This is a genomic window from Actinophytocola sp. (assembly GCF_036555685.1).
Lineage (GTDB): Bacteria > Actinomycetota > Actinomycetes > Mycobacteriales > Pseudonocardiaceae > Actinophytocola.
In genome coordinates this window covers 1-24,607 of record NZ_DATBKY010000109.1, presented here as the reverse complement: position 1 = coordinate 24,607, position 24,607 = coordinate 1, and the positions used below count along the sequence as shown (strand labels likewise).

Annotated in this window: 18 protein-coding genes; 10 read left to right on the top strand and 8 right to left on the bottom strand. The window is 69.3% G+C overall.

The features are described from left to right. Positions 1 to 168: 168 nt before the first annotated feature. Positions 169 to 1,182, bottom strand: a complete 1,014-nt coding sequence (locus VH969_RS11420; protein WP_331973668.1) for a permease — start codon at positions 1,180 to 1,182, stop codon at positions 169 to 171. A gap of 455 nt (positions 1,183 to 1,637) precedes the next feature. Here VH969_RS11420 and VH969_RS11415 point away from each other — a divergent pair, with 455 nt between their 5' ends. Together VH969_RS11415 and VH969_RS11410 are read left to right on the top strand one after the other, a co-directional pair. Next, complete coding sequence (locus VH969_RS11415) at positions 1,638 to 2,510, top strand: SDR family NAD(P)-dependent oxidoreductase (protein ID WP_331973667.1); 873 nt, start codon at positions 1,638 to 1,640, stop codon at positions 2,508 to 2,510. Between the two features lie 15 nt (positions 2,511 to 2,525). Beyond that, positions 2,526 to 2,999 carry a MerR family transcriptional regulator gene (locus VH969_RS11410; protein WP_331973666.1) on the top strand — a complete coding sequence of 158 codons (474 nt, stop codon included), beginning with the start codon at positions 2,526 to 2,528 and terminating at the stop codon, positions 2,997 to 2,999. A gap of 206 nt (positions 3,000 to 3,205) precedes the next feature. Here the strand turns inward: VH969_RS11410 and VH969_RS11405 are convergent, their stop codons facing one another. Continuing rightward, positions 3,206 to 6,982, bottom strand: a complete 3,777-nt coding sequence (locus VH969_RS11405; RefSeq protein WP_331973665.1) for an nSTAND1 domain-containing NTPase — start codon at positions 6,980 to 6,982, stop codon at positions 3,206 to 3,208. 251 nt (positions 6,983 to 7,233) lie between these two features. Between VH969_RS11405 and VH969_RS11400 the strand changes: the two genes are divergently transcribed. Both VH969_RS11400 and VH969_RS11395 read left to right on the top strand, forming a co-directional pair. Then, positions 7,234 to 8,718, top strand: a complete 1,485-nt coding sequence (locus tag VH969_RS11400) for a M1 family metallopeptidase (RefSeq protein WP_331973664.1) — start codon at positions 7,234 to 7,236, stop codon at positions 8,716 to 8,718. Continuing rightward, positions 8,627 to 8,917 (top strand): DUF6596 domain-containing protein, encoded by a 291-nt coding sequence (locus tag VH969_RS11395; RefSeq protein ID WP_331973663.1) that lies wholly within the window; start codon positions 8,627 to 8,629, stop codon positions 8,915 to 8,917. The genes VH969_RS11400 and VH969_RS11395 overlap by 92 nt, the downstream gene beginning before the upstream one ends. Positions 8,918 to 9,597: 680 nt before the next feature. Here VH969_RS11395 and VH969_RS11390 read toward each other — a convergent pair. Continuing rightward, entirely contained in the window at positions 9,598 to 10,068 is a 471-nt protein-coding gene (locus VH969_RS11390) for a DUF7144 family membrane protein (protein ID WP_331973662.1), read from the bottom strand. A 336-nt stretch (positions 10,069 to 10,404) separates the two neighbouring features. On the opposite strand from VH969_RS11390, the gene VH969_RS11385 reads away from it, so the two are divergent. Further along, entirely contained in the window at positions 10,405 to 11,412 is a 1,008-nt protein-coding gene (locus VH969_RS11385) for an AI-2E family transporter (RefSeq protein ID WP_331973661.1), read from the top strand. On the opposite strand, the gene VH969_RS11380 is transcribed toward VH969_RS11385, so the two are convergent. Genes VH969_RS11380 through VH969_RS11370 form a run of 3 tightly spaced genes read right to left on the bottom strand, consistent with a single transcriptional unit; the run spans position 11,405 to position 16,432 of the window. Continuing rightward, positions 11,405 to 14,182, bottom strand: coding sequence for a cation-translocating P-type ATPase (locus VH969_RS11380; protein WP_331973660.1), 2,778 nt, complete (start codon positions 14,180 to 14,182; stop codon positions 11,405 to 11,407). The genes VH969_RS11385 and VH969_RS11380 overlap by 8 nt on opposite strands. A 10-nt stretch (positions 14,183 to 14,192) precedes the next feature. Continuing rightward, the gene (argF, locus tag VH969_RS11375) at positions 14,193 to 15,194 is read right to left on the bottom strand and encodes an ornithine carbamoyltransferase (protein ID WP_331973659.1); all 1,002 of its coding nucleotides are present in this window, start codon (positions 15,192 to 15,194) and stop codon (positions 14,193 to 14,195) included. Between the two features lie 17 nt (positions 15,195 to 15,211). Further along, positions 15,212 to 16,432, bottom strand: coding sequence for an arginine deiminase (locus VH969_RS11370; RefSeq protein ID WP_331973658.1), 1,221 nt, complete (start codon positions 16,430 to 16,432; stop codon positions 15,212 to 15,214). Positions 16,433 to 16,775: 343 nt separating this feature from the next. Here VH969_RS11370 and VH969_RS11365 point away from each other — a divergent pair, with 343 nt between their 5' ends. From VH969_RS11365 to VH969_RS11350, 4 genes are read left to right on the top strand one after another with little or no spacing between them, the layout of a single operon-like run. Then, entirely contained in the window at positions 16,776 to 18,194 is a 1,419-nt protein-coding gene (locus tag VH969_RS11365) for an amino acid permease (RefSeq protein WP_331973657.1), read from the top strand. A 19-nt stretch (positions 18,195 to 18,213) separates the two neighbouring features. Next, positions 18,214 to 19,167 carry a carbamate kinase gene (arcC, locus tag VH969_RS11360; protein ID WP_331973656.1) on the top strand — a complete coding sequence of 318 codons (954 nt, stop codon included), beginning with the start codon at positions 18,214 to 18,216 and terminating at the stop codon, positions 19,165 to 19,167. A gap of 1 nt (position 19,168) precedes the next feature. Next, the gene (locus tag VH969_RS11355; protein ID WP_331973655.1) at positions 19,169 to 20,530 is read left to right on the top strand and encodes an APC family permease; all 1,362 of its coding nucleotides are present in this window, start codon (positions 19,169 to 19,171) and stop codon (positions 20,528 to 20,530) included. 19 nt (positions 20,531 to 20,549) lie between these two features. Continuing rightward, positions 20,550 to 21,737 (top strand): cation:proton antiporter, encoded by a 1,188-nt coding sequence (locus VH969_RS11350; protein ID WP_331973654.1) that lies wholly within the window; start codon positions 20,550 to 20,552, stop codon positions 21,735 to 21,737. A gap of 521 nt (positions 21,738 to 22,258) precedes the next feature. On the opposite strand, the gene VH969_RS11345 is transcribed toward VH969_RS11350, so the two are convergent. Further along, on the bottom strand, positions 22,259 to 22,861 hold the full coding sequence (locus VH969_RS11345; RefSeq protein WP_331973653.1) for a TetR/AcrR family transcriptional regulator: 603 nt from the start codon (positions 22,859 to 22,861) through the stop codon (positions 22,259 to 22,261). A gap of 66 nt (positions 22,862 to 22,927) precedes the next feature. Between VH969_RS11345 and VH969_RS11340 the strand changes: the two genes are divergently transcribed. After that, positions 22,928 to 23,746, top strand: a complete 819-nt coding sequence (locus VH969_RS11340; RefSeq protein ID WP_331973652.1) for an SDR family NAD(P)-dependent oxidoreductase — start codon at positions 22,928 to 22,930, stop codon at positions 23,744 to 23,746. Positions 23,747 to 23,913: 167 nt separating this feature from the next. On the opposite strand, the gene VH969_RS11335 is transcribed toward VH969_RS11340, so the two are convergent. Beyond that, positions 23,914 to 24,144 (bottom strand): hypothetical protein, encoded by a 231-nt coding sequence (locus tag VH969_RS11335; protein ID WP_331973651.1) that lies wholly within the window; start codon positions 24,142 to 24,144, stop codon positions 23,914 to 23,916. Positions 24,145 to 24,607 lie beyond the last annotated feature (463 nt).

The window sequence follows — 24,607 nt, the reverse complement described above, 5'->3', positions numbered from 1 at the left end:
GCACCGAGCCTGGCCGTGGGCGAGCCGGACGAGCAACTGATCCAGATCCTCGACCGCCGCGGTCGGGTGGACGCCGCGAGCGAGGACGTGACGAGCCGTCCCGCCGTGACGCGGCCCGCGCCTGGTGAGTCCGGCAGGTCCACAGACCGGTCGACGAGGACCTGTTTTCTACGACAACACGGCCAGCAGCGCGCTGGCGAGCAGTCCCGCCGCCGCGACACCCCCGGCCGCGACTGCGACCCCGCGCCACGTCAGCGCCCGGCCGACCATCACCGCGGACGGCAGGCTGATCGCCGGCAGCGTGATCAACAGGATCCCCAGCACCGCGGGCGAAAGGCCGACCGCGGCGAGCGCCAGCAGTACGGGGATCTCGCCGCCCGTCGGCAGCACGACCACGAGCCCCAACACGAGCGCGACGCATACCGCGACGAGCGTCGTGGTCACCGCCTCACCGTCGAGCGGGAACAGCCAGCCGCGCAGCGCGCCGACCGCGAACACGAGCACCGCGTACTCCGGGACGAGCACCAGCGCGAACCGGCCGAGCGCACGGCCGAACCGTTGTGGGGCTGGCGGGTCCACGCCCTCGAGCGGCGCGGGCCCGTCCGGCACGACACGCGCGACGACCGCCGCCACGCCGAGCACGAGCACCACGCCGACGACGAGCCGTGTGACCGACCACTGCCACGGGCCGACCAGCGCGAGGAACACCAGCACCGCCGGGTTGAGCACCGGGTTCGCGAGCCAGAACGCGGAGGCCGCGGACGCGGCGAGCCCTCGGCGGCGCATCGACCCGACCACTGGTGCGGTGCAGCAGGTGCACATCATCGTCGGCAGCCCGGCGAGCGCCGCGCCGAGCCTGCCTCGCCTGCCCACCGCGCGCGGCAGCCATCCGGCCGGCAACAGCGTCTCGACCGCCGCCCCGATGACCACGGCCGCGACGAGCGCCGGCCAGACCGCCTTCGTGTACACCACGAGGAAGTCCCATCCGGCGCGCAAGCTCGGGGCCTCGCCGTCCAGTAGCGACGCGCTCGTCCAGGTATGGGTATCCGCGAGTGTCGCCGTGCGCTGCGCGTAGGGCCACCACTTCGCGAGCAGCAGCCCGACCGCGGCGACCACCACGAACGCCACCACGCCGAGGACCGGGAGCCGGACACGGGTCTTTCCGTCGACCGCCGTCACCATGACGATAGATCCTATATTCAGCTTCCTGACAGAGTCAAAGCCCAGCGCCGCCATCGCGGCCGTAACCGCGGCGTCGCGCAGGCCGGCATCGCATGTGACCTGACCCAGCTGGTGCTGCCCATACGGAGCAGGTGCTAGACGCGAGGATGGTCTGCGCCGAATATCCGTACAACGTCCGCCAGCAGTCGTTCGTAGTCGGCGACCGCGACCTCGACATCTCCGCCGATGCCTCGCAGTCTCGCGAGGTTGTGCGGGAGCATGAGCGTGGTTGTGGCGGGTGGCGTGCGTGTCCCCATGATCATCTCCTAGCCACGCGCAGCCTGTCTGCAAGTAGTCTTTCGTTCTCGGCGATGGCACCCGTGACATCATGTGTCCGGGTGATCTGTGCCGCGCCGTAATACCCGGTGAATCCGGGGCTTGCCTTCGAGCGCGCTCGAATCTTTAGCGTCGTCGTGGTGACAGAGAGCAAGAACAGCAAGACGTGGATCATCACCGGTGCGACCTCGGGGCTCGGCCTGGCACTGGCCGAGGTCGCATTGGAAGCCGGGGAACGCGTGGCCGGCACCGCGCGGCGGACCGGACGGTTCGACGCCCTGAAGGCGCGCTACGGCGACCGGCTGCTGGCCGTGGCACACGACGTGCGCGACGTCGCCGGCGCCGCCGTGGTCGTGGAGCGGGCGCTGACCGTATTCGGCCAGGTGGACGTGCTGGTCAACAACGCTGGCGCGGGCCAGGTCGGGGCCTCGGAGGAGGTGTCAGACGGTGAGCTGCGGGACATGCTCGACCAGCACCTGTTCGGGCCGGCCGCCTACGTGCGCGCCGTGCTCCCGCACCTGCGGGCGCGCGGGTCGGGCGCGATCGTGCAGATGAGCAGCCAGGGCGGGCGCATGTCGTTCCCCGCGGTGGGGAGTTATTCGGCAGGCAAGTTCGCGCTGGAAGGCTGGTCGGAGGCCCTGGCGGGCGAGGTGGCGCCGTTCGGGATCCGGGTGCTGATCGTGGAGCCCAGCCGGTTCCGCACGGAGTTCAACGCCTCCGACGTGCTGCGCACCACACACCAGGACGCGACCTACGACGGGGTCATCGGCGCGGTGCGGGCGAACATGGCCGAGGCCGACGGCATTCAGGAAGGCGACCCCGTGCGGGCCGCCGCCGCGATCCGCGACGTGCTGGCGGCCGAAGACGCGCCGCTGCGCCTGCCGCTCGGTGCCGAAGCCGTCCGCAACCTCACCCGCGTCTACCGGCGTTCACTCGAGGACGTCGGGAAGTGGGCATCGGTCAGCGAGTCGGCCGACTTCCCCGGCATGCCCCAGGCCGTACGCGCGTTCTGACCTACGATCTCGTCCATGTCCACCGAAACGCTCGTCGAACGCATCCTCGCCGCCGACGACGCCCCGGCGCTGTCGGCGGCCGACGCGGTGCATGGGCTGCTGGACGACTCGGTGATCGACGACGTGGCGGCACCCCTGGGGGTCGCCAAAGCCGCCGAGTTCGTCGGGCTGTCCCCGCACACTCTGCGCTACTACGAGCAGCAGGGGCTCGTCCGGCCCGCCCGCAACGCCTCCGGCTATCGCGCGTACTCGGCGCTGGACCTGCGCCGGCTGGTGTTCCTGACCCGGATGCGCCTGTCCGGCATGACCATGCAGGACCTGAAGCGCTACATCGAGCTCGTCGACCACGGTGACAACACAATCCCCGAACGCTCGCGCATCATGTTCGACCAGCGCGCCCGCATCAAAAAGCAGCTCCGGGAACTGACGCTCGCGCTGGAAACGACCGAGTACAAGATCCGCGCCTACGGCGGCCACCCGGACGGTTGACCAACCCACGGTCCGTGCTCAGGCCGACTGAAACCTGTGCCACACGATGCCCGAAACCGCTCGGCACCGGGAGGATCCAACCGGCAGCCAAAGATAGCCCTGAGCGTGGGCGAGCCCAACTGCGTCGGTGAGGGCCATCAACTGGCAGAGAGCGATTGACGTGCCACTTCTCGACGTCGGCCAGCGGACGGTGGGTTTCGGGGTGGTCAACGGCACGGTGGCTGGTACGGCAGGTTGTGGAAGTGGTCTTGCCATTCGGCCGTCGTGATTCTCGGGTGGGCGATCGCGCAGATGCGCTTCGCCACGTCGTCGGGGGCGAGGTAGCGGCGCTGTACGACGCTGTCCTCGGTGGCGGCGTACAGCCTCCGGCCGTCCGGTGACATGGACAGCGATTCGACCTGCCGGCCGAAGTTGAACGCGGTGATGCTCCGGGGCCGTCGCGGGTCGCCGATGTCCCACAGCCGCACCGTCTGCTCGCCGTCGAGGACCGCGAGCAGACGGCTGTCCGCGGAGTATGCGGGCGGCGTACCGGGTGCCTGGAACGAGCCGCTGATGGGTATGCCCGGGCGGAACGTGGTCAGGGCCGTGGGACGCCGCGGGTCGCCGATGCCCCATAGCTGAATATCCCTGGTGTCGCTGAGGAACACGGCCGCCGTGCTCCCGTCGGGGCCGAAGGTGACGATGGAACCGTCGGCGGCCGGACTCGCCGCGAGCTTCTGCGATGCGAAAGGCGCCTTGGTGTCCCACAGCTCGATGTGACCGTAGTACGACACCGCCACCATGGTGCCGTTCGGATGGATCGCCAGCGCCCCCACGGCGAAGGGCGCGAGCTCGTCGGTCACCTTCGGGTGATACGGATCGGCGAGGTCGTACCTCGTGACGTGGCGGTCCCGCTGGTTGATGACGACGGTCGTGTCCGCGGGGTTGACCGCAACCGATGCCTGGGTGGCGACCTCGGGCAGGTCTGTGGCGTGTACCGGCCGGGTGGGTGTCGCGATGTCCCACACCTTTGTCGGCCCGGGACCGCCGACTACCAGCGTGCGGTCGTCGGAACTGATCGAAAGCGAACGGGGCGTGTAGGGCACATCGACGGCTGCCAGGGGCCGGGACCGGACACCGTCCACACGCCACAGTCGCACGAGGTGATCCCGGCCGCCGGTCGCGAGCAAGTCGCCCTGGTGGTTGAGTTGCACGCTCGTCACGCCTCGCGGGTGCGAGACGAGTATCGAACTGAGGTCCCAGATGCGGACCGATCCGTCGGCCGCCGTGAACAGCGTGTCGCCGCGCGGCCCGAACACCGCCGACCAGCCGCCGTCGAGCTGCCCGACGGTCAGCCGTTCCGGGCGCCGGAGATCGGCGACGTTCCACACGCTGACCGAGCCGTTGATGTCACCGACCGCGAGAAGGCCCGTGCCACGGCTGAACGCCACCGACAGCGCGGCCCCCGGGTTCGCGAGCGAGGCGAGCCGGCGTGGTGCCGCGGCCGACGAGGCATCCCAGAGTTGAACGGATCCGCGTTGGTCCGCGATGGCGACGGTGTGACCGTCGGACGTGAAGGCGGCGGTGTCGCCCGGGACAACGGTGATGCGGCGCGGCCGCTCCGTGGTGAGGTCCCACAGCTGCACGGTGTGTGCCGCGTTCGCGACCGCGAGCCGGTCGCCGTCAGGGCTGAACTCCGCGGAAGCCAGGGGAGCGTCGTCATCGCCCGCCGCGTGCATGGCGGGCATGAGCTGCGCCCGCAGGTGCGGTCGGGTCAGCTTCGTGAGGTCCCAGAGGCGGGTCGTCCCGTCGCTGTCGACGGTCGCCGCGGTTCGGCCGTCCGCGCCGTAGCCGACCGCCGAAACCAAAGACTCGTTCGGGCGGGAGGCATCTGACGCCAAGGATCCCAGCGGCCGCGGTCGGTGCGGCTCGCGCAGATCCCAGATCTCGTAGGTGCCTCGTCGCGTCTTGATCAGCAGTGTTCGGTCCGGGCCGAACGCCGCCGTCTCTCCGCTGGGCAACGCGTCCGGCAACCGCCTGGGCCGGTGGGGGTTCGAGACGTCCCACATTCCGGTGCGCTCGTATCCCGGGATGACGAGAAGCGCCCCGTCCGGGCTGAGCACCATGCCGTCGACGTGCAGGTCACCGCTTTCGATGTGGCTCGCGTAGGGCGTGGTGAGGGAGTTCAGCAGGGCGTCGCGGGTGCGTGCGGACGGATCGGCGCGGTAGGCGGCCAGAGTGAGCTGCAGAGACAATGCGGGGTTCGAGTCGCGCAGGACAGTGGCGTCGCCCAGCACGCTGCCGATGACGGCCGCGTTCCGTTGCGCGGTGGCAGATTCTTGTGCCCGCACCGCAGACACCAGCGACGTGCACGCGACGATGAGGAGGACCGCCAGCAGGGCCACTAGCTGCCGGGTGCGGCGGATCCGCCGGCGCGCGGCCGACTGTTCTTGCGCGCGGGCCGCGAGGCTGGCTGTGAGGAACTCGCGCTCGCGGTCGGTGAGGATGGCCCGTTCGCCGGTGGCCAGGTTCTCGGCCTGGGTGAGCCGTACGCCGCGCAGGAGCGAGCCGCGGTCGCGGTCGTGCGCCTCCCACACGTGGGTCGCCTCGGTGAGCTGACGGTGCACGCGCAGCCCATCGCGGTCGTCGTCGAGCCAGCGGCGCAGCCGGGGCCAGTGCCGGATAAGCGCCTCGTGCGTGATCTCGATGCCGTGCTCGTCGACGGTGACCAGCCGGGCACTCGCGAGCCGCTCGAGCACCTGCGCGGTCGCCGGGGACTCGTCGAGTTCGCCGCGGCGGACCCGCCGCTTGGTGTCCTCGGCCCCCTCGCCCAGCGCGGTCAGGCGCAGGAACAGCTCGTGCGCCACGCGCTGCCGGTCAGTGCCGAGGCCGTCGTCCGAGCCGTCGGCCAGGCCGGTGTACACGGCGTCGGCGGTGCGCGCGAGCGCATGGTGGATGCCGCCGGCCGCCTCGTACGCACCGAGGCTGAGCACGGTGCCGCGGCGACGGCGCCACGTCTCCCGCAACGCGTGCGACACCAGGGGAAGCGCGCCCGGCTGGCCCGTGGCGTCTGCGACCAGCCGCGACACCAGCGCGGTCTCGACCCGGCAGCCGACCGCCTCGGCCGGACCCGTGATCGCCTGCCGAAGCTCGTCGGCGGTCATCGCGCCGACCAGCACCTGACCGTCCTGCAGGGCGTCGACCAGCTCCGGGTACTCGCCGCAGTGGCCGTAGAAGTCCGCCCGGATGCCCAGCACCACCCGGGTCCGGCTGGTCGGTGCGGTCGCCGCGGTCGTCAGCGCGGCCACGAACGCGGCTCGTTCGGCGGCGTCCTCGCACACGGTGAACAGCTCCTCGAACTGATCCACCACGAGCAGGAAGTCCGCCTCGTCCGGCCGGTTCGCCACGGCCTGCCGGATGCACAGGTGCAGGCCGTGCGGATCCTCGGCGAACTCCGCCGTCAGCCGGGCCGGCGACGTACCCACCAACGCGGCCAGCCGAACCGCGCACTCCTCGAGCGGATGCGGACCCGGCGTGAGCACCACAGCACGGCGGGACGCGTCGTCCGGCACCAGCGTCGGTAGCAGCCCCGCCATCAGCACCGACGACTTCCCGCTGCCAGACGGGCCGAACACCGCCACCATCCGCCGGTCGCGAACCCGAGCGACCACGTCGGCAACCAGCCGGTCGCGCCCGAAGAACCGGTCGGCGTCGGCGCGCCGGAACGCCGTCAGCCCCGCATAGGGCGCGTCCACCCCGTCGGGACAGACCGGTGCGTTCCCGGCCAGCTCGGCAGCGCATTCCCGCCAGCGAGACTCCCATTCCGCGACGTCACCGTCGCACGCGCGCACGAATGCCACCGTGACGGCAAGGCTGGGCAGCTTGCGCCCACCCGCGGCCTCCGCCAACGCCGACGTCGAAAAGTGCGCGCGCGAGCTCAGCTCCCGATATGTCGGCCGGCCGGCACGCTCCCGCAGACCGCGAAGCTCTCGCGCGAATTCCACGACCAGCCCATGGTCCTGATCCAACGACCGTTCCCGACGCGGCACCGCGATCCTTCCGCCATCCACCAGTGCCATCAAGGTGCCAGCATCCGCCAGTTACCGACAGCAGGTTGGCCACAAAACGTTGTCCGGAGTCCGCCGCCCGACATTGGACAACGTGACGACCCCATCCTTCGAGGAGGAACCGGGCCGCACCAGCCGCCGGGCCGGTCACCATCCTTTGTCCGCTGTCTGGAGAGGCACGTCACGACATGAGAATTCCTGGGACAATTGCCGTCGTACTGGCGGCTTTGCTGTTCGCGTCACCGGTCTCGGCGGCGTCCGGGGCACCCGGTGCACCAGGCATCGGCGACTCCTATTACCCGCTCGACGGCAACGGCGGCTACACCGTCTCCCACTACGACATCCGGCTTAGCTACCAGCCGGACGGCGACCTGCTGTCCGGCACCACCACCATCCTCGCGCGCACCACCCAGGACTTGTCCCGCTTCAATCTGGACTTCCTGTTGAAGGTGTCGTCGGTGCGGGTGAACAACACGCCGGCCGGTTTCAGTACCGACGGCGGCGAGCTCACCGTGGTCCCGGCATCGGTGCTGCGCAAAGGACTCGACCTCACGATCGTGGTTCACTATCGCGACACCCCCGAGCCGTACCGGCTGTACGGCCTCGCCGGATGGCAGCGGACACCGACGGGCACGCTCGCCGTGGGCGCGCCGCAGATCGCGCCGTGGTGGTTCCCGAGCAACGACCACCCGAGGGACAAGGCGACGTTCGACGTGTCGATCGCAGTGCCGACAGGTGTCGAGGCGTTGTCCAACGGCGTGCTCCTCGGGGTGCGGCAACAGTCTCCCGACTGGGTGCGATGGCACTGGCGAAGCGCCCGACCGCAGGCGCCGTACCTGGCGTTCCTGGCAATCGGGCAGTACGAGGTACGGACGGCGACCGCACCGAACGGCCAGCCGTTGATCACCGCGTACGGCGAGGATCTGGGGGCCGTCGGGCCGGCCGCGCGGGCGTCGGTGGAGCGCACGCCGGAGATCGTCGAGGTGCTCGCAGGATGGTTCGGGCCGTACCCGTTCGAGGCGCAGGGCGGTGTCGTCGACACGGGGCCGGGTTGGGCCGTCGAGACACAGACCCGGCCGGTGTATGACGACGTGTTCTTCGGGCTCGGTGCGAACACCTACGTGGTCGCGCACGAGAACGCGCACCAATGGTTCGGCGACTCGGTGTCGGTTCGCGACTGGCGGGATGTCTGGCTGAACGAGGGCTTCGCAACCTATGTCGAGCTCCTGTGGTCCGAGCACCTCGGTGAGGGAACGGCAGCCGAGATCGCACGGTTCGGCTACGACCACTATCCAGCCGACGACGAGTTCTGGCAGGTGCTGCCGGGCGATCCCGGCCGGGACGACCAGTTCCACGACGCGGTATACCAGCGCGGCGCCATGACACTGGAGGCACTGCGAACGACCGTCGGAGACGACGAGTTCTTCGCGATCCTGCGCTCCTGGGCAGCCGAGCACAAGGACGGCACCGCAACCACGGCGCAGTTCGTCGCGCTGGCGGAGCAATTGTCCGGTCATCAGCTGGACGACCTGTTCACGACCTGGCTCTACACCAAGGGAAAGCCGCCGGCAGGCCCGGACGGTGCGCCCTCGACAACGCGATCCACGCCGACGAAACCGAATTCGTACGACCAGATCGAGCGAACGGTCGACCTGCTGGCGGCAGCCAAGTAACGCAACCAGTCAACAGGACCACCCAGACTCCGCTACGGCTTCTCACCCTCGCCACGGCGAGGGTGAGGGGCTGCTGGCGCTGATGCTGCTCACCGAGGCCCGCCGCACCGCCCGGATCGCGGTCGCGGCGAACTGGTCACCCCTCGACGACCAGGACCGCTTTAGCTGGAATGTGGTGGGAAGGCGATCACGATGCTGACCGACTCGTCTTTGTCGGCACGAACCCAGTGATGTACACGTGCGGTGACGACGACACCGCTGTCGGGGGCCCGACCAGGCCACGGGCCCGTCGAGGACTCCACGACCAGCGTGGGGTCGGTCCTGCACCACAGCGACCTCGTGACTGTCGGCGGCCATCGCGCTCCTATCCCGTTGTTCACATCTGCTCCGGGCACCCGGCAGAGTCGGGATCGTCACCGGGTCTCGTTCTCGTGAGCGTCGCTCGGGCCTCACGGACGAGGCTTACCGCGACGGGGTGCGGTCCCGTGAGCATCGGGCTCCGGTCCGTGTTCGTTCGTGTAGAGCATCCGAACCCGCGCGTACCCTCAAATCGGCACGCGGTGCGCGTCAGTCAGACGAGATGGTGTGGCCACTCTCCCAGCAAGGATGCGGCCCCCCGGAGCGTGCCGCGTGCCCCTCACCGGCGGCACGATCCGCAGCGCCGGCCGGGCAGTCTTGACCGCCTCTAGTTCGTGCCGTTGGCTCAGTTGCGGCATGTTCCGAAATCCGGCCCGGCCCACCACGATCACACAGCAGAGGTGGGCAGGCATATGATCAACGTGTACGACGCGGTGACTGCCGGCAGCCGGTGACCAGCCGGGCACCGGTTCGCCTGGGCAACTCAGCACTCGTTTGGACGGTCGGTCCTGTCGTCGCGGATCACGCAGGCCGGTCCGACTCCCGGGCCTCGGCGCCGTGCACGATCAGGGCCCAGATGACCAGGATGTCGAACGCGATGATGAGCACTGCCCAGGCCGGGTAGGCGGACAGGAACACGAGCTGGGCGAGCGCGTTGATGCCGCACAGGATCACGCCGCAGATCCGCGCCCACGTCGCGCCGATGAAGATCCCGATCGCCACGGCGACCACGGCGATGCCGATGATCAGGTGGATCCAGCCCCACGCGGTGACGTCGAATACGAGTAGGCCCTGCGGAGTCGTGATGTAGTACTCGTCGTTGAACAACGCGACGAGCCCCTCGATGGCGTTGAACGCACCTAGTAGGAACATCACCATGCCACCGACGTAGAGCGGGCCGAGCCAGAGCGATCCGGACCTGGTCCGCCCACGTGGCACCGGGGCCGCCTGGGCGCCGGTGGTGGCCGTCTCGTGTGCCGCGTGTTCGCTCATGTCCCTACCTACCTCCCGTCTCGGAGTTGCCGTCATCGCCGGTCCCGCGCAATGCCGATGGTCGTCGGCGAGCGGATCTGCCGTCGTGTACAGGATCGACCATCCGGCGGCGCCGTTCCTCATCCGCGTCAGATGAAAGGCACTCACTCGCGGCAGGTGATCCGCGCACGCCGGTGTCCTGCTCCACTGCGCGGAAGCAGGCGAGGAAGCAGACGAGGAAGAAAGGCTGCCGTCATGCCCGAGTTGGGCCAAGCGCGCGGAACGGCTCGCGGGGGCGACGTGCCTCAGCGGCTGCGACGCGCCGGCATGGCGTGCTGGCTGCTGACCGGTGTCGTCGTGGCCGCCGTGCTGGGTGTGTTCGTGTTGCTGGTCGTGCGCCCGCTGTTGCTTCCGGTCATCGTGATGGCCGGTGCCGCGACGATCGCCGAGCCGTTGGTCGGCTGGCTGGCTCGTCGGCGCGTGCCGAGGGTGCTGGGCGCCGTGGCGGTGTCGCTGTTGGTCCTGGCTGCCGCAGCCTTGGTCGTCGCGGTGTTCGTCATCGGAGTCGTGAACCAGTGGGACTCGATAAATCAAGTTGCGGCCGAGGCGGTCGACCGGGCCAAAGCGCTTTTGGCCGGCGTCCCGTGGGGCGCCGCGCTGGTCGACCACGCCGGCCAGGCGACCAGCCAACTGGGCCCGACGCTGGCCGCGGGCGTGTTCGCGAAACTCACCGCGGGGGCGGCCGGCCTCGTGGCCGGCATCATCGGTGTGTTGCTGGCGACCTACATTCTGCTGCTCGTCCTCGCCGACGCGCCCCACGTCCACAACCTCCTCGTGCGTTGGATACCGGGACCACCCGGGTTCGGGAAGTCGGTCACCGAGCAGGCAGCGCACACCGTACGGCGCTATTTCGTCGGCCTCACGTGGATCGCGCTGATGAACGCAGTCGTGATCGGGCTCGGCGCGCTCGTCCTGGGCGTGCCGTTCGTCGCGGGAATCGCCGTGCTGTGTTTCGTTGCTGCCTACGTCCCTTATGTCGGTGCGTTTCTCTCGGGTGCGTTCGCGGTGTTGCTGGCACTGGGCTCGGGCGGGCCCTGGACCGCGCTGGCCATGGTGGGCGTGCTCATCCTGGCGAACTCGGTGCTGGAGAACCTCGCGCGGCCGTTGACCTTCGGCGCGGTCCTTCAGCTGCACCCGCTGGTCGTCCTGCTGGCCACACTCGCCGGTGGAGTCCTCGGCGGCGCGATCGGCATGATGGTCGCGCCGCCGATAGCCGCCATCATCGCCGACGTCGCACGCCACCTCCGCGATGCACGCACCCGCGACACGCAGCGCAGCGAGAACAGTGACGGCCGGCTCAGGTGACGGCTCGCGCCGGGGCCACCGCGTGCTGGGTGTCGATCGTCGGCGGCGAAACTGCCCGTCGCCGCCGAATCCACTTTGTACCCTCGATGACGATCGGGAGTGCCAGGGCCAGGCCCTCACAGGCCAGCCATTGCGGGCCGGTGAGGGGTTGGGTCAGCAGACTGCTCTGCAGGAAGCCGATCTGGGTGGCGGCGATGATGAGCACCACCGGTACCGCGGCGATCGCGAGGACGCCGAGGATGGGTGGGGTCAGGCCACTCGCCGGGTCGCGGCGGTTGGTCAGGGCGTTGAGCACCGTGCCGAGGCCCATCACGACGAAGGTCATCGTCATCGACGCGCTCGCGCGGTCGGGGCTGGGGTCGTCCGGGCCGGCGACGAGTGGGATGAACGCGGCCACGAACATGACCACGGCGTAGAGCACCCAGTAGACGACCGCGTTGCGGTTGGTCATCGGGATATTCGGGTCGCGTGGCGGGCGGTGCATGGCGTCCGGGTCGCCGGGGTCGACGGCGATCATGACGACGCCGGCCACGGTGACGAAGAACAGCAGGTACAGCACCATCGACGGGGTGAGCGCGACGCCGCTGTTGACGTTGAACGCGGTCGCGGCGACGAACAGCAGCACCAGGGCCAGCAGCTGAGTCATCTGGTATCGCACGTACGCGACGACCTTCTCGTACACCCGCCGGCCGATCTCGACCGCGTGCACGAGCGTGCCGAAGTTGTCGTCGGTCAGGATCATGCGGGCCGCCTGCTTCGAGACCTCACTCCCGCTGCCCATCGCGACACCGATGTCGGCCTGCTTCAACGCAGCGGCGTCGTTGACCGCGTCGCCGGTCATCGCCACGATCAGGCCCTGTTGCTGCATCACCCGGGCCAGGCGCAGCTTGTCCTCCGGCGACACCCGCCCGAATACGTGCAACGACGGCAATCGCGAGGCCAGCTCGTCGTCGGAGAGCGCCTGCAGCTCGCGGCCGCTGATCGCGCCCGGGCCCAGGCGCAGCTGCTCGCCGATGGCCTCGGCGGTGACGGCATGGTCGCCGGTGATCATGCGGACGTCGATGCCCGCGGCGAGCGCCGTGCCGACCGCGCCCTTGGCCTCCGCGCGCAGCGGGTCGATGATGCCCGCCATCCCGACGAAGGAAAGCTCCCAGGTCAGCGACATCGGGTCCGCGGTCATCGCCGCCATCTCGTCGGATGCGATGAGCCGGGCGGCGAAAGCCAGTACCCGCAACCCTTTCTGCCCCATGCGCTCGTTCGCGGCTTCGATGCCCGCCCGCGCCTGCTCGATCGGCACCTGCGAGCCGCTCAGCGGACCGCCTGCCTGGCCGCAGCGGGCCAGCACCACGTCGGGCGCGCCCTTGACGAGCTCGATGACCCACTCCTGCCCGTCGAAGTCGAAGCGGTGGAAGGTGGCCATGAACTTGTAGTCCGAGTCGAACGGCACCTCGCCCAGCCGCGGGTAGGCGTGGCGGGTCTCCTCCGCGCTCACCCCGAGCTTCGCCGCCAGCACGACCAGCGCCGCCTCTGTCGGATCGCCGACCACGCTGCCGTCGTCGCCGACGGTAGCGTCGCTGTCCAGCGCCAGGCCGAGCGCGAGCCGCGTGAAGTCCGGCAGCTCCGCGCCCGCGACCGAGGTGATCGCGCCCGACTTGCGGTACCCCTCTCCCTCGACCGCGAACCAGGTGCCGCCCACGTACAGGGTGGACACCATCATCTCGTTCATCGTGAGCGTGCCGGTCTTGTCGGTGTTGATCGCGCTCGTCGAGCCGAGGGTCTCCACGTCGGTGAGGTTCTTGACGATCGCCTTCGTGGCGGCGAGTTGCTTCGCGCCGTGGGACAACAGGGCGGACACGAACGCCGGCATACCGGTCGGGATGGCGGAGATGGCCATCGCCGTCCCCAGCAACAACAGTTCCGAGAGACCCATGCCGCGGATCGCGCCCACGATCACGATGAACGCGACCGCCGTCCACGCGATGATGCCGAGGACCTTGGTCAGCGACGCCAGCTCCTTCTGCAGCGGCGAGCGGGTACGGGTCACCGACGTCAGCATCTCCGCGATACGGCCCATCTCGGTCCGCATCCCGGTCTCCGTGGCGACCAGCGCCGCGGTGCCACGAGTCACGGATGTGTTCTGGAACAGCATGTTCGACCGGTCGCCGATCGCCACGTCATTGCCGGCCACCACACCGGCGTCCTTGGGCACCGGCGCGCTCTCCCCCGTCAGCGCGGCCTCCTGGACTTCGAGCGTGGCCGACCGGATGATCCGCCCGTCGACGGGGACGACATCGCCGGCCTCGAGCTGGACAATGTCACCTGGCACCAGATCGGCGGCCGGTACGAGATCGATCTCGCCGTCGCGCGTCACCTTCGCCTGCGGTACCTGCATCTTCGACAACGCGTCAACGCTGGCCCGGGCCTTCAGCTCCTGCCGCGCGCCGAGCACGACGTTGAGGACGACGAGGAACGCCACGATGAGCGATGTCGAGACCTCGCCGATGAGGATGCTCACCACCACGACGGCAACGAGCATGATGTTCATCGGGTCGCGCAGCTGCGCCAGCGCGACCATCCACACCGACGGCGGCTTCTCACGGGCGATCTGGTTCGGCCCGTACCGGGAGAGCCGTGCCGCTGCCTCGGTCCGGGCCAGGCCGCGCATGGTGTCGCTGTCCATCGCGGCGACCACGCTGCCGGCGTCCTGTGCGTACCACGGCTCTGTCGGGCCGGGCCCGTGTTCCGTGACGGTGTCCGTCCCGCTGACCATCGCGTACTCCTCAGCCCAGGGTGGCGACGAGGATGGCCTTGATGGTGTGCAGCCGGTTCTCTGCCTGGTCGAACACGATGCTGGCCGCCGACTCGAACACCTCCCCGGTCACCTCGAGCCCGGAGGTCATGCCGGTGTGCTCCATGATCTCCTGGCCGACCACCGTGTTCGTGTCGTGGAACGCGGGCAGGCAGTGCATGAACTTGACCGCGGGGTTCCCCGACTTGTCCAACAGCGTGGTGTTCACCTGGTACGGGGTGAGCATCCGGACCCGATCGGTCCAGACGTCCTTCGACTCGCCCATCGACACCCACACGTCGGTGTGGACGAAGTCCACTCCGGACACCGCGTCCGCGGCATCGTCGGTCACGGTGATCCGCGCGCCGGTACGGCGAGCGATCTCATGTGCGAGGTCGACGACGTCCTTCGGGGGGTGCAGTTCCTCAGGTCCGGCGAGCCGGACGTCGCTGCCCATGAGCGCGCCCATGACGAGCAGCGAGCGGCCCATGTTGAAGCGGCAGTCGCCGACGTAGGCGTAGGCCAACGCGTCGTAGGGCTTGTTGCTGGACTCGTGCATGGTAAGGAAGTCGGCCAGCATCTGGGTGGGATGCCACTCGGCGGTCAGTCCGTTGTAGACGGGCACGCCGGCATGCGTGGCGAGTTCCTCCACGTCGGCCTGCGCGGTGCCGCGGAACTCGATCGCGTCGTACATCCGGCCGAGCACCGCCGCGGTGTCCGCGATGGACTCCTTGTGACCCAGCTGCGAGCCGGACGGGTCCAGGTACGTCACGTGCGCGCCCTGGTCGTACGACGCGACCTCGAACGACGAGCGGGTGCGTGTCGACGTCTTCTCGAAGATGAGCGCGATCTCCTTGCCGTCCAGCCGTTTCACCTCGGTGCCGGCGTACTTCGCCGACTTCAGCGCCTCGGCGAGACGCAGCAGAAAACGCAGCTCGGCCGGGGTGAAGTCGACCTCCTTGAGAAAGCTGCGACCGCTCAGGTTGAACGCCATCTCGGTCTCCCAGAAGCTCAGAACGCGGCGTCGCGTTCGATCGGGCAGGTCATGCAGTGCGAGCCGCCCCGGCCGCGGCCGAGCTCGAAGCCCTCAATCGTGATCACCTCGACGCCGGCCTTGCGCAGGGCGGTGTTCGTGCCGGTGTTGCGCTCGTAGGCGACGACGACACCGGGCTCGAGGGCAACGACGTTGTTGCCGTCGTCCCACTGCTCGCGCTCGGCGCCGAACGCGTCGCCGCCGGTCTCGATCACGCGCATCCTCGGCACACCGAGCGCACGGGCCATCAGGTCAGGCAGCGTGCCCTGCTCCTCCTCGACGACCAGATCGTCGGCCGACTCGGCCGGCCGGATCGACCAGGTGCGCGCGCCGCCGACCACCTGCGGGAACATCGTGACCACGTCGCGGTCGCACATGGTGATGACGGTGTCGAGATGCATGTAGCTGCGTGACTTCGGCAGGTGCACCGCGAGCACCTGGTTCGCCGACCCGTTGCGGAACAGCGACCGGGCGATCCAGAGCACCGCCTGCGGCGTCGTGCGTTCGCCCATGCCGATCATGACGGTCCCGTTGCCGATCGGCTGCACGTCGCCACCTTCGACGTGGCACCGTCCCCAGTTCTCGTCGACACCCCCGAGCCAGACCGGGAACTGCTCCGCGGCGAACATCGGGTGGAACCGGTAGATCATCTCCATGATCATCGTTTCCGGTTTGCGCGCCGGCTTGGTCATCGGGTTGATCGTGACGCCGTCGTAGATCCAGCAGGACGGGTCCCGCTGGAACAGGAAGTTCGGCAGCGGCGGCAGCAGCATGGTCGTGGGGTCGGCGGACTCCCACTCGAGCCCGATGTCCTGCTCGACGTCGGACTTGGTGATCCCGCCGATCAGGAACTCCGCGACGAGCGCCGGGTCGGCGCTCTGCACCCAGGCGGTAGCCCGCTGGGCCGCGGTGATGCCGATCTCCCGCTCGTTGAGGATGTGCATGCCTGCCCAGTCCCTGACCTCGGGCTTGACCAACGCCTCCGCGAGCAGCTTCTCGACGTGGAAGACCTCGACGCCGCGCTCGCGCATTACCTCGCTGAACGCGTCGTGCTCGGACTTGGCCCTGCTGACCCAGATCACGTCGTCGAAGAGCAGGTCCTCGGCGTTCGACGGCGTCAGCCGCCGGTGTTCCAGGCCCGGGCGGTGGACCATGACCTTGCGGAGCTTTCCGACCTCTGAATACACGCCGAGCGCCATGGTCGCCTCCTCGCGGACGAACGGCTGTCGGGAGAAGTCGACACGTAAGCCGCGGGCATGCCCTCACCCGCACGGGGTGAAGCAGCGCGCCCATCCGCGCCGCCACGCCGGCGAACACAGTTGGGGTGACACGGTCCGCGAACAGCGGGAGAACCGCTGAGAACGCACCGGTCCACCGGTGTAACGCGCGCGCCGGGCCGCCTCCTCCGGACGATTGTGGCGACGTCGTCCGCCGCCACGGCTCACCCTCGGCGGGTGATGCCGCGCGACAGCGGGTAACGACACTGAGACGGTCGCGGTGGCCCACACCGCCGGCGACGCTGACCACCCCCGGAGGTGAGTCATGTCGGACTCCGTCGACAGTCGTCCGGACGCGGCGCAGCCCGCCGGTGAGCAACCCGTCGGAGCGCCAGCCCACCGGTTCGGTCTCACCTCGGCGACCGCGCTCATCATCGGCACCATCATCGGCGTCGGGGTGTTCAACCTACCGACGTCGCTGGCGTCCTTCGGACCGATCAGCCTGGTGTCGATGGCTCTCACCACGGTCGGCGCGCTCGCGCTGGCCGTGTTGTTCGCCGCGCTGTCCCGGCGCCTGCCGGCCGACGGCGGCCCGTACGCGTACGCGCGCGTCGCGTTCGGCAACCCGTTGGGGTTCACCAACGCCTGGTCCTACTGGATCACCGCGTGGGCCGGCAACGCCGCCATCGCGGTCGGCTGGGTGCTCTACGTCGAGCACTTCGTCAACACCGGCCACAACGCGTTCTTCTCGGTACTCCTGGTCCTCATCGGACTGTGGATCCCGGCGGCCGTCAACCTGTCCGGCGTGAAGAACATGGGCGCGGTCCAGGTCGTCACCACCGTCGTGAAGTTCGTCGTGCTGGCCTTCATGTCGACGGTGGGGCTGTTCTTCATCAGCTCGGCGAACTACTCGCCGTGGAACGTCAGCGGGGAGAGCACTTGGGCGGCGATCGGCGGCGGCATGGCGATCGCGTTGTTCAGCTACCTCGGCGTCGAGACCGCCGCCGTCGCCGCGGCGAAGGTGCGCGACCCGGACAGGAACATCCCGCGCGCCACCATCCTCGGCACGCTGGCGACCGCGGTCGTCTACATGCTCTCGCTCATCGCCGTGTTCGGGATCCTGCCAACCACGCAGCTCGCCGACGCGACCGCCCCGTTCTCCGACGCGGCCAACTCGATGTTCGGCGGCACGTGGGCGGGCAACGTCATGGCCATCGCCGTCATAATCTCCGGCTTCGGGGCACTCAACGGCTGGACGATGATCTGCGCCGAGATGCCGCTCGCCGCCGCGAAGGACGGCCTGTTCCCCGAACGCTTCAAGCGGATCTCGAAGGCCGGCGTGCCCCCGTACGGCATCGTCGTCTCCACCGTACTCGCCTCCGTCGCCGTGATCGTCAACTACCTGGGCGCGAGCGGCGCGGACGTCTTCACCACCCTCGTGCTGATGACCGGCATCACCGCCGCGATCCCCTACGGCTTCTCCGCGCTCGCACAGATCAAGTGGCGCATGGCCGACCGGCGAGCGCTCGAGGGCCGGCGGTTCGCCCGGGACGTGACCGTCGCAGTCGTCTCACTGGTGTTCTCCATCCTGTTCATCTGGTACTCGCGCAACATCGGGCAGCCGTTCTGGCTCTACTGGGCGCCGTTCATCCTGGCAGCTGCCGCACTGCTGCTCGGCATCCCGGTGTACCGGTCACAACGCCGCCGCATGAGTGCGCCCACACCCGTACCCACCTATCGATGAGTCCGAAGTGGAGGCCGGCATGCGGATCGTGGTCGCGCTCGGCGGGAACGCCTTGCTGCAGCGATCGGACCCGATGACCATCGCGGTGCAGCGGCGCAACGTCCGGATCGCCGCCGAGGCAATCGCGCCGCTCACCGCGGAACACAGCGTGATCGTCGTCCACGGCAACGGGCCGCAGGTCGGCCTGCTGGCGCTGCAGGCGGACGCGTACAAGGGCGCCGAACCCTATCCGCTGGACGTCCTGGACGCCGGCACCCAGGGCATGATCGGCTACCTGATCCAGCAGGAGCTGCGCAACGTCCTGCCACCCGAACGGCCCGTCGTCACCGTCCTCACGATGATCACGGTCGACCAGAACGACCCGGCGTTCGCCAACCCGACCAAGTTCGTCGGGCCGGTCTATGCGAAAGACGCGGCGGACGAGCTGGCCACGCGGAAGGGCTGGGCGTTCCGGCAGGACGGAGACTCCTGGCGGCGCGTGGTGCCCTCCCCCGAACCGCGGCAGGTCGTCGAGATCGAACCGATCCGCTGGCTCATCGACCGCGGCAGCGTGGTCGTCTGCGCAGGTGGCGGCGGCATCCCCACGATGCGCTCCGCCGAAGCCACCCCGCTCGCCGGCGTCGAGGCCGTCATCGACAAAGACTTCGCCAGCGAACTGCTGGCCGAGGACATCGGCGCGGAGCTGTTCATCATGGCGACCGATGTGGACGGCGTGTACCTCGACTTCGGCGCACCACACCAGCGCAAGCTGACCGACGTGACACCCGACGAGCTGGCGGGCCACGCGTTCCCGGCCGGATCCATGGGTCCGAAAGTCCAGGCAGCGACCCGCTTCGCGAACAACACCGGGGGCCGGGCAGCGATCGGCTCCCTCGCCGACATCGCCGGCATCGTGGCCGGCGCCGCCGGCACCAACATCGCCACGCGCACCGGCAGCCGGATGGCCGCCGCGCCTGCCATGGGAGGTGGCTGACATGACCGAAGCCTCGACATCCGAGACGCCCCAGAAGTACCTGACCGTCCGGCAGGCGTCGTTCATCGGAGTCGGGGCGATGGTCGGCGCCGGGATCTTCGCGCTGCTGGGAGCGGCCGGCGAGGTGGCCGGCGCCGCGGTGTGGATCTCGTTCCTCATCGCCGGCGCGATCGCCGGGCTGCAGGGCTACTCGTTCGCGAAGCTCGGCGCGCGCTACCCGTCGGGCGCGGGGCTGTTCGAGTACCTCGCGCGCGGGTTCGGCAACGGGCACCTCACCGGCATCACGGCGTGGCTGACCTACGTAGCCAACGCCGTCGTCACCGCCATGGTCGCGGTGTCGTTCGGCAGCTACGCGAGCGCAGCGTTCGCGAACGAGGACCCGACGTGGGCGAAGATCTTCGCCGCGCTCGTCCTCGTCGTCATGACCGGCGTCAACATCGTCGGCTCGCAGCTCGTGGCCAACGCGCAGACGGTCATCGTCTACGTCGTGCTCAGCATCCTCGTCCTGTTCGCCTTCGTCACCCTGTTCACCATGGATCCGTCGCTGCTGGCCCCGTCCGGCTACCCACCGCTGGGCGACATCGTCGCCAGCGTCGCGCTGACGTTCTTCGCCTTCCTCGGGTTCGGCATCATCACGTTCACCGCCAAGGATCTGCGCGAGCCGGCCCGGCAGCTGCCCCGCGCGATGTACCTCGCGCTCGGCATCGCCACGGTCATCTACGTCGCGATCGCGCTCGGTGTTTTCGGCACCCTGCCCGTCGACGAGGTCATCTCCTCCGGCGGCACCGCGCTCGCCGTCGCCGCCCAACCGACGCTCGGCGACTTCGGCTACGTCCTCATGATCATCACCGCGCTGTTCGCGACCGCGGGCGCGACCAACGCCGGCCTCTACCCCGCCGTCGGCCTGTGCGACCAGCTCGCCGCGACCGGCCAGATGCCGCCATTGATGAGCCACCGTGTCGGCGGCAAGGCCTCGGTCGGCCTGCTCGTCGCCGCGGCACTGAGCCTGATCCTGGCGATCGGCTTCGACCTCACTGCCATCGCCTCGATCGGTAGCGCCGTCGCCCTGCTGATCTTCATGATGGCCACCGTCGCCCACTTCTTCGTCCGAGCCGAAACGGGAGCGAACCTGACCCTCCTCGTCCTCGCCGTCCTGACCGCCGGCATCGCCTTGGTGGCCTTCCTGATCTCGACCACCATCAACGACCCGGGCTCGGTCATCGCGATGCTCGTGATCGTTCTCATCGGCGTGATCATGGACCTCACCTGGAAACGCGTGCGTGCGAACCGCGGCCGGCCCGAACCTCCCGCGACGGCACCACCGCACTTCGAGCAGGGCGGGCCCGCGCCGTCCGCACCATGACGTCCGCCGGTCACCGCGCATGGAGGTGACAGCCGGCCTGATCGTCGCGGCGACGGTCTTCCTATGGGGCACGGTGTCCGTGCGCCTGACGAGGGCCGATCTCACGGCGCCGATCGCGTTCGTGTCGGTAGGCGTGCTGCTTGCTGCAACTGGGCTCATCGACGCGTCCACGGCCCCTGGCACGTTCGCGCCCCTGGTCGAGGTCGCCCTGGTGTGGATCCTGTTCTCCGACGCCGCCCGCGTGCCGATCCGGGAGCTGCGCCACGACCTCGGCCGCTGCCTTCGGCTGCTCGCCATCGGCCTGCCGCTGACCATCCTCGCGGGATGGGGCCTGGCCGTCTTGCTGCTGCCCGCGCTCGGTGTCTGGCTCGCGCTGCTCGTCGGTGCCGCGCTGGCCCCCACCGACGCCGCCCTGGGCGTGCCAGTGGTGACCAACCCCACCGTCCCCGCCCGGATCCGCCGGCTGATCACCGTCGAAAGCGGACTCAACGACGGGATCGCCACCCCCATCGTCATGCTCGCGATCGCCGGCGCCGCAGCAGCCGAGGACCACGGTCCAGGAGTCTGGGAAGCACTGGCCGAGCTCGCCGTCGGCGCACTCACCGGTGCCGCCGTGGGCTACGTCGGCGGTTTGCTGCTACGGCACGCACGCCGCCGCGGCTGGACGGCCGAGCAGTTCAGCGGCATCGCCGTGCTCGCACTCGCCCTGGCCGCCTACGCGCTCGCGCTCACCGTCAGCGCCAACGGTTTCGTGGCGGCGTTCTGCGGCGGCATGGCCTTCGGCGCCGCCGCGGGCCCACGCGCCCCCGCCGAGCTGACATTCCTCGAACAAGCCGGCAGCCTGGTCTCCGTCCTGGTGTGGCTCGCATTCGGCGCACTCGCCGTCCCCATCATGTTCGACCGGCTGGACTGGCCCACCGTGCTCTACGCCGTACTCAGTCTCACCCTTGTGCGCATGCTCCCGGTCGCGCTGGCCACCTGGGGCACACACATGAACCGCGAGACCGTCCTGTTCGTCGGCTGGTTCGGCCCGCGCGGCCTCGCCTCGCTCGTCTTCGCCCTGCTGGCACTCGAAGAGCTCGGCTCCTACGCGGACGGCGCCGTCGCCGTCATCACCCTGACCGTCCTGCTCAGCGTCCTCGCCCACGGCCTGACCGCCGCCCCACTGGCCACCCGCTACAGCCGAACCGCGACAAGCCGCAAGTGATCAACCGGCTGCGAGGTCGACGTGCTGAGATCCCGGATGTGATGCTGCGCGAGCCACCGCCCGTTGCGTAGGGCGAAGTACGATTGCTCTCTTCGCCTACTCCCTTCCCTGTGCGCTCCCGTCCTCAGACGACTGAGCGCTTCGCGGGCGTGGAACGAGGCCCTGAGATGGGCTGTCGAGGCGCAGCCCGCCCCCGTCGCCGTACGCCGCGTGGTGCCATCCGAAACCCTCCCTCGGAGTCGTACCGCACAGCGGCGACCAACGTGCCGTCATCGGTGACGCCGTAGGTACCGCCGCGCCGGCCGACCGCGCATCGCGGGGGCATGTTCGCATCGAGGTGGCACTCAGCGAGGTGCCACTCGGCAAGGGTCCACGCCCACAGCGTCAACGGCCGGTGCGCTCAGCTGTCCTAGTCGCTCGCCTCGTCGCCATGCACGATCAACGCCCAGATCACCAGGACGTCGTCACCACTCCGGCAGTCGTCTCTCGACCGGCAGAGATTTGTTGTTCGCATCGCGCCACTACGGCTTCGAGGCGAGGCTGTCGATCCACAGTTCGAGATGCCGTACCTGACCAGACATGACCTTCGGGTCACGCAGGGCGTTGGCGAGCAGCGCGCCGCCCTGAACGCCGGCGAACAGAATGGTCGCGAGCTCGCGTGCCCCCCGCCTACGCAGGCGCCGGATCTGTTCCTCCGTCCACTCGAGAATACGCCGAATCGGTTCCGCGGCCTCGATGTCGAGGCCGTCGTCGCGCCGATCGAGCTCCGAGGCGAGTGTTCCGAACGGGCAGCCGTAGCGGGCGACGATGTCGCTCATCTCCTCCCAGCGCTGCACGAGGGCCTTCAGCCGTTCCGCTGGCCGAGGAAGCGCGTCCAGTGTGGTGAGCATCGCCTCCACCTGGCGGACCTGTGCCACGATCACGGCCTGGACCAGTTCGTCCTTCGTCTTGAAGTAGTAGTAGACGTTCCCCACCGGGACATCCGCTGCGTGCGCGATGTCGGCCAGTGAGGTCGCGCCGACCCCCTGGCGGTGCAGGAGCTCGCCGGCGCTTGCGACGAGTCGTTCTCGCTTGCCACCCCGTGATGTCGTTGAGTCAGTCATCTCACTCAAACCGTAGCGCACGCCGCAGTCAGCCTGCTAGCGTGTGAGTTAGTTGACTGACTAACTCACGACGATGGAGCGTGATACATGAACGGGTTGTCTGCCTACGGTCCCTGGGCCGTCATCACAGGAGCCTCATCAGGCATCGGCAGAGCCTTTGCCGAACGGTGCGCGGCCGACGGGCTGAACGTCGTCCTCGCCGCGCGTTCGACCGACCGGTTGCAGGAGCTGGGGCGCGAGCTCGCGAACGCCCATCGGATCGAACACCGCGTCTTCGCCGTCGACCTCAGTCACGAAGATGGCGCGACGAACCTCGTCGCCGCCTGCGAGGACCTGAACGTGGGGTTGCTGATCTCCAACGCCGGCAACGGACGTCCCGGCCAGTACCTCGACCAAGACGTGCCCGATCTGCACCGGCGACTAACCCTCAACACCACCACGCACCTCGAGCTGGCCCACGCATTCGGTCACCGCCTGGTCCGGCGCGGCCACGGCGCCATCGTGCTGGTCTCCGCGCTTGGGGCGATCCACGGACTACCCAACATGGCGCACGAGAGCGCCGCCAAGGCCTACGTCCTCAACCTCGGTGAGGCCCTCCACCACGAGCTTCGACCAGCCGGCGTGCATGTGACGGTCATGCTCCCCGGCAACGTGGACACGCCCATCATCGACAAGTTCGGCGTCGACCGAGCCACCCTGCCAATCCGTCCCATCACCGCACCGACGGCCGTCCGCCAGACCATCCGCGCTCTGCGTAGCGGCCGGGCCACGGTCGTGCCCGACCGCCGCCTACGCGCGCTTACCAGGCTCACCCCACGACGAATCTCCATCAGGATGAACAGCCGCATGCTCGCCAAAGCAGCCGCCAACCTCGCCGCACGAACCGCGACGCCAGAGCAGGCCTGACGATTTGGCGAGGCCGTACACGCGTAGCGTGTGCGTTCGGGGATTCTGTTGTTCGTGGGATGAAGGTGATTGACGTGCCGTGGACACTGCTCGCCCACGGCCCGGCGGCGCATCACGACGGCGATGTGCCGGCATTTGCGAATTCTATGTGGACATTTACAGCAGACTCAGTGAGCTGGTTCGAGCGCCGGGGCGTCTGACGACGCGCGGCGCGATCGAGCCGGTCTCGCGGCGAGGTCGCTCAGGAGGTACATCCCGGCCGCGAAGGTCAGCATCGTGTACATCCCGCGGGGCAAGAACGATTGGCTGCCGAGGAAGGACACGCTTGCCGTCGCGGCAGTATCGCAGACGGCAGCACGCCAACCCGCCCGCAGCGCGCTGCCGACGAGGAACTCCACGCCCCGATGTCACCGAGCATGTCGCCGGTGACGAACAACCACCCGACCGCGGGCGGACGTCCATGCTCGACCACCAGCACCGTGCCGGCGGCGATCCCGGCCACGGCATCGAGTCCCCGGGCCGCTCCCTCCCTCCCCGCCAGGGAGTCGCGCCGGGGACCGCACGCCCATGTGTCCGGTTCACCGGCAGCGCTCCGTCCGTTGTAGACCGAAGGCGGCCGCGCGGCGGCCGAGTTATTGCCTGCCTGGCGAGTTCGGCTCCCACGCGGGTATCGAGGACGGAGGAGAGCCATTCCCGGTGCCCCGATCTCCCTTGACGGCTGGGCTTTCGGCGTCGGCGGCGTCCGCGACGGCCTCCGCGGCGGCTTCGGCTGCCTGGGCCGCGTCGTCCGCCGCGCTCGAGCCGATCTTCTCCGGTGGCGACGTCTCGCGGGTCGCGGGCGACTTCGGCAGTGACTCCGCG

Excerpts from the sequence above, each read along its gene's own strand:
- VH969_RS11340 (WP_331973652.1), top strand. The coding sequence starts at position 22,928 with ATGAACGGGTTGTCTGCCTACGGTCCCTGGGCCGTCATCACAGGAGCC.
- VH969_RS11365 (WP_331973657.1), top strand. The coding sequence starts at position 16,776 with ATGTCGGACTCCGTCGACAGTCGTCCGGACGCGGCGCAGCCCGCCGGT.
- VH969_RS11420 (WP_331973668.1), bottom strand. The coding sequence starts at position 1,182 with ATGGTGACGGCGGTCGACGGAAAGACCCGTGTCCGGCTCCCGGTCCTC.
- VH969_RS11410 (WP_331973666.1), top strand. The coding sequence starts at position 2,526 with ATGTCCACCGAAACGCTCGTCGAACGCATCCTCGCCGCCGACGACGCC.
- VH969_RS11370 (WP_331973658.1), bottom strand. The coding sequence starts at position 16,432 with ATGGCGCTCGGCGTGTATTCAGAGGTCGGAAAGCTCCGCAAGGTCATG.
- VH969_RS11350 (WP_331973654.1), top strand. The coding sequence starts at position 20,550 with ATGGAGGTGACAGCCGGCCTGATCGTCGCGGCGACGGTCTTCCTATGG.
- VH969_RS11400 (WP_331973664.1), top strand. The coding sequence starts at position 7,234 with ATGAGAATTCCTGGGACAATTGCCGTCGTACTGGCGGCTTTGCTGTTC.
- VH969_RS11380 (WP_331973660.1), bottom strand. The coding sequence starts at position 14,182 with ATGGTCAGCGGGACGGACACCGTCACGGAACACGGGCCCGGCCCGACA.
- VH969_RS11355 (WP_331973655.1), top strand. The coding sequence starts at position 19,169 with ATGACCGAAGCCTCGACATCCGAGACGCCCCAGAAGTACCTGACCGTC.
- argF (WP_331973659.1), bottom strand. The coding sequence starts at position 15,194 with ATGGCGTTCAACCTGAGCGGTCGCAGCTTTCTCAAGGAGGTCGACTTC.
- arcC (WP_331973656.1), top strand. The coding sequence starts at position 18,214 with ATGCGGATCGTGGTCGCGCTCGGCGGGAACGCCTTGCTGCAGCGATCG.
- VH969_RS11390 (WP_331973662.1), bottom strand. The coding sequence starts at position 10,068 with ATGAGCGAACACGCGGCACACGAGACGGCCACCACCGGCGCCCAGGCG.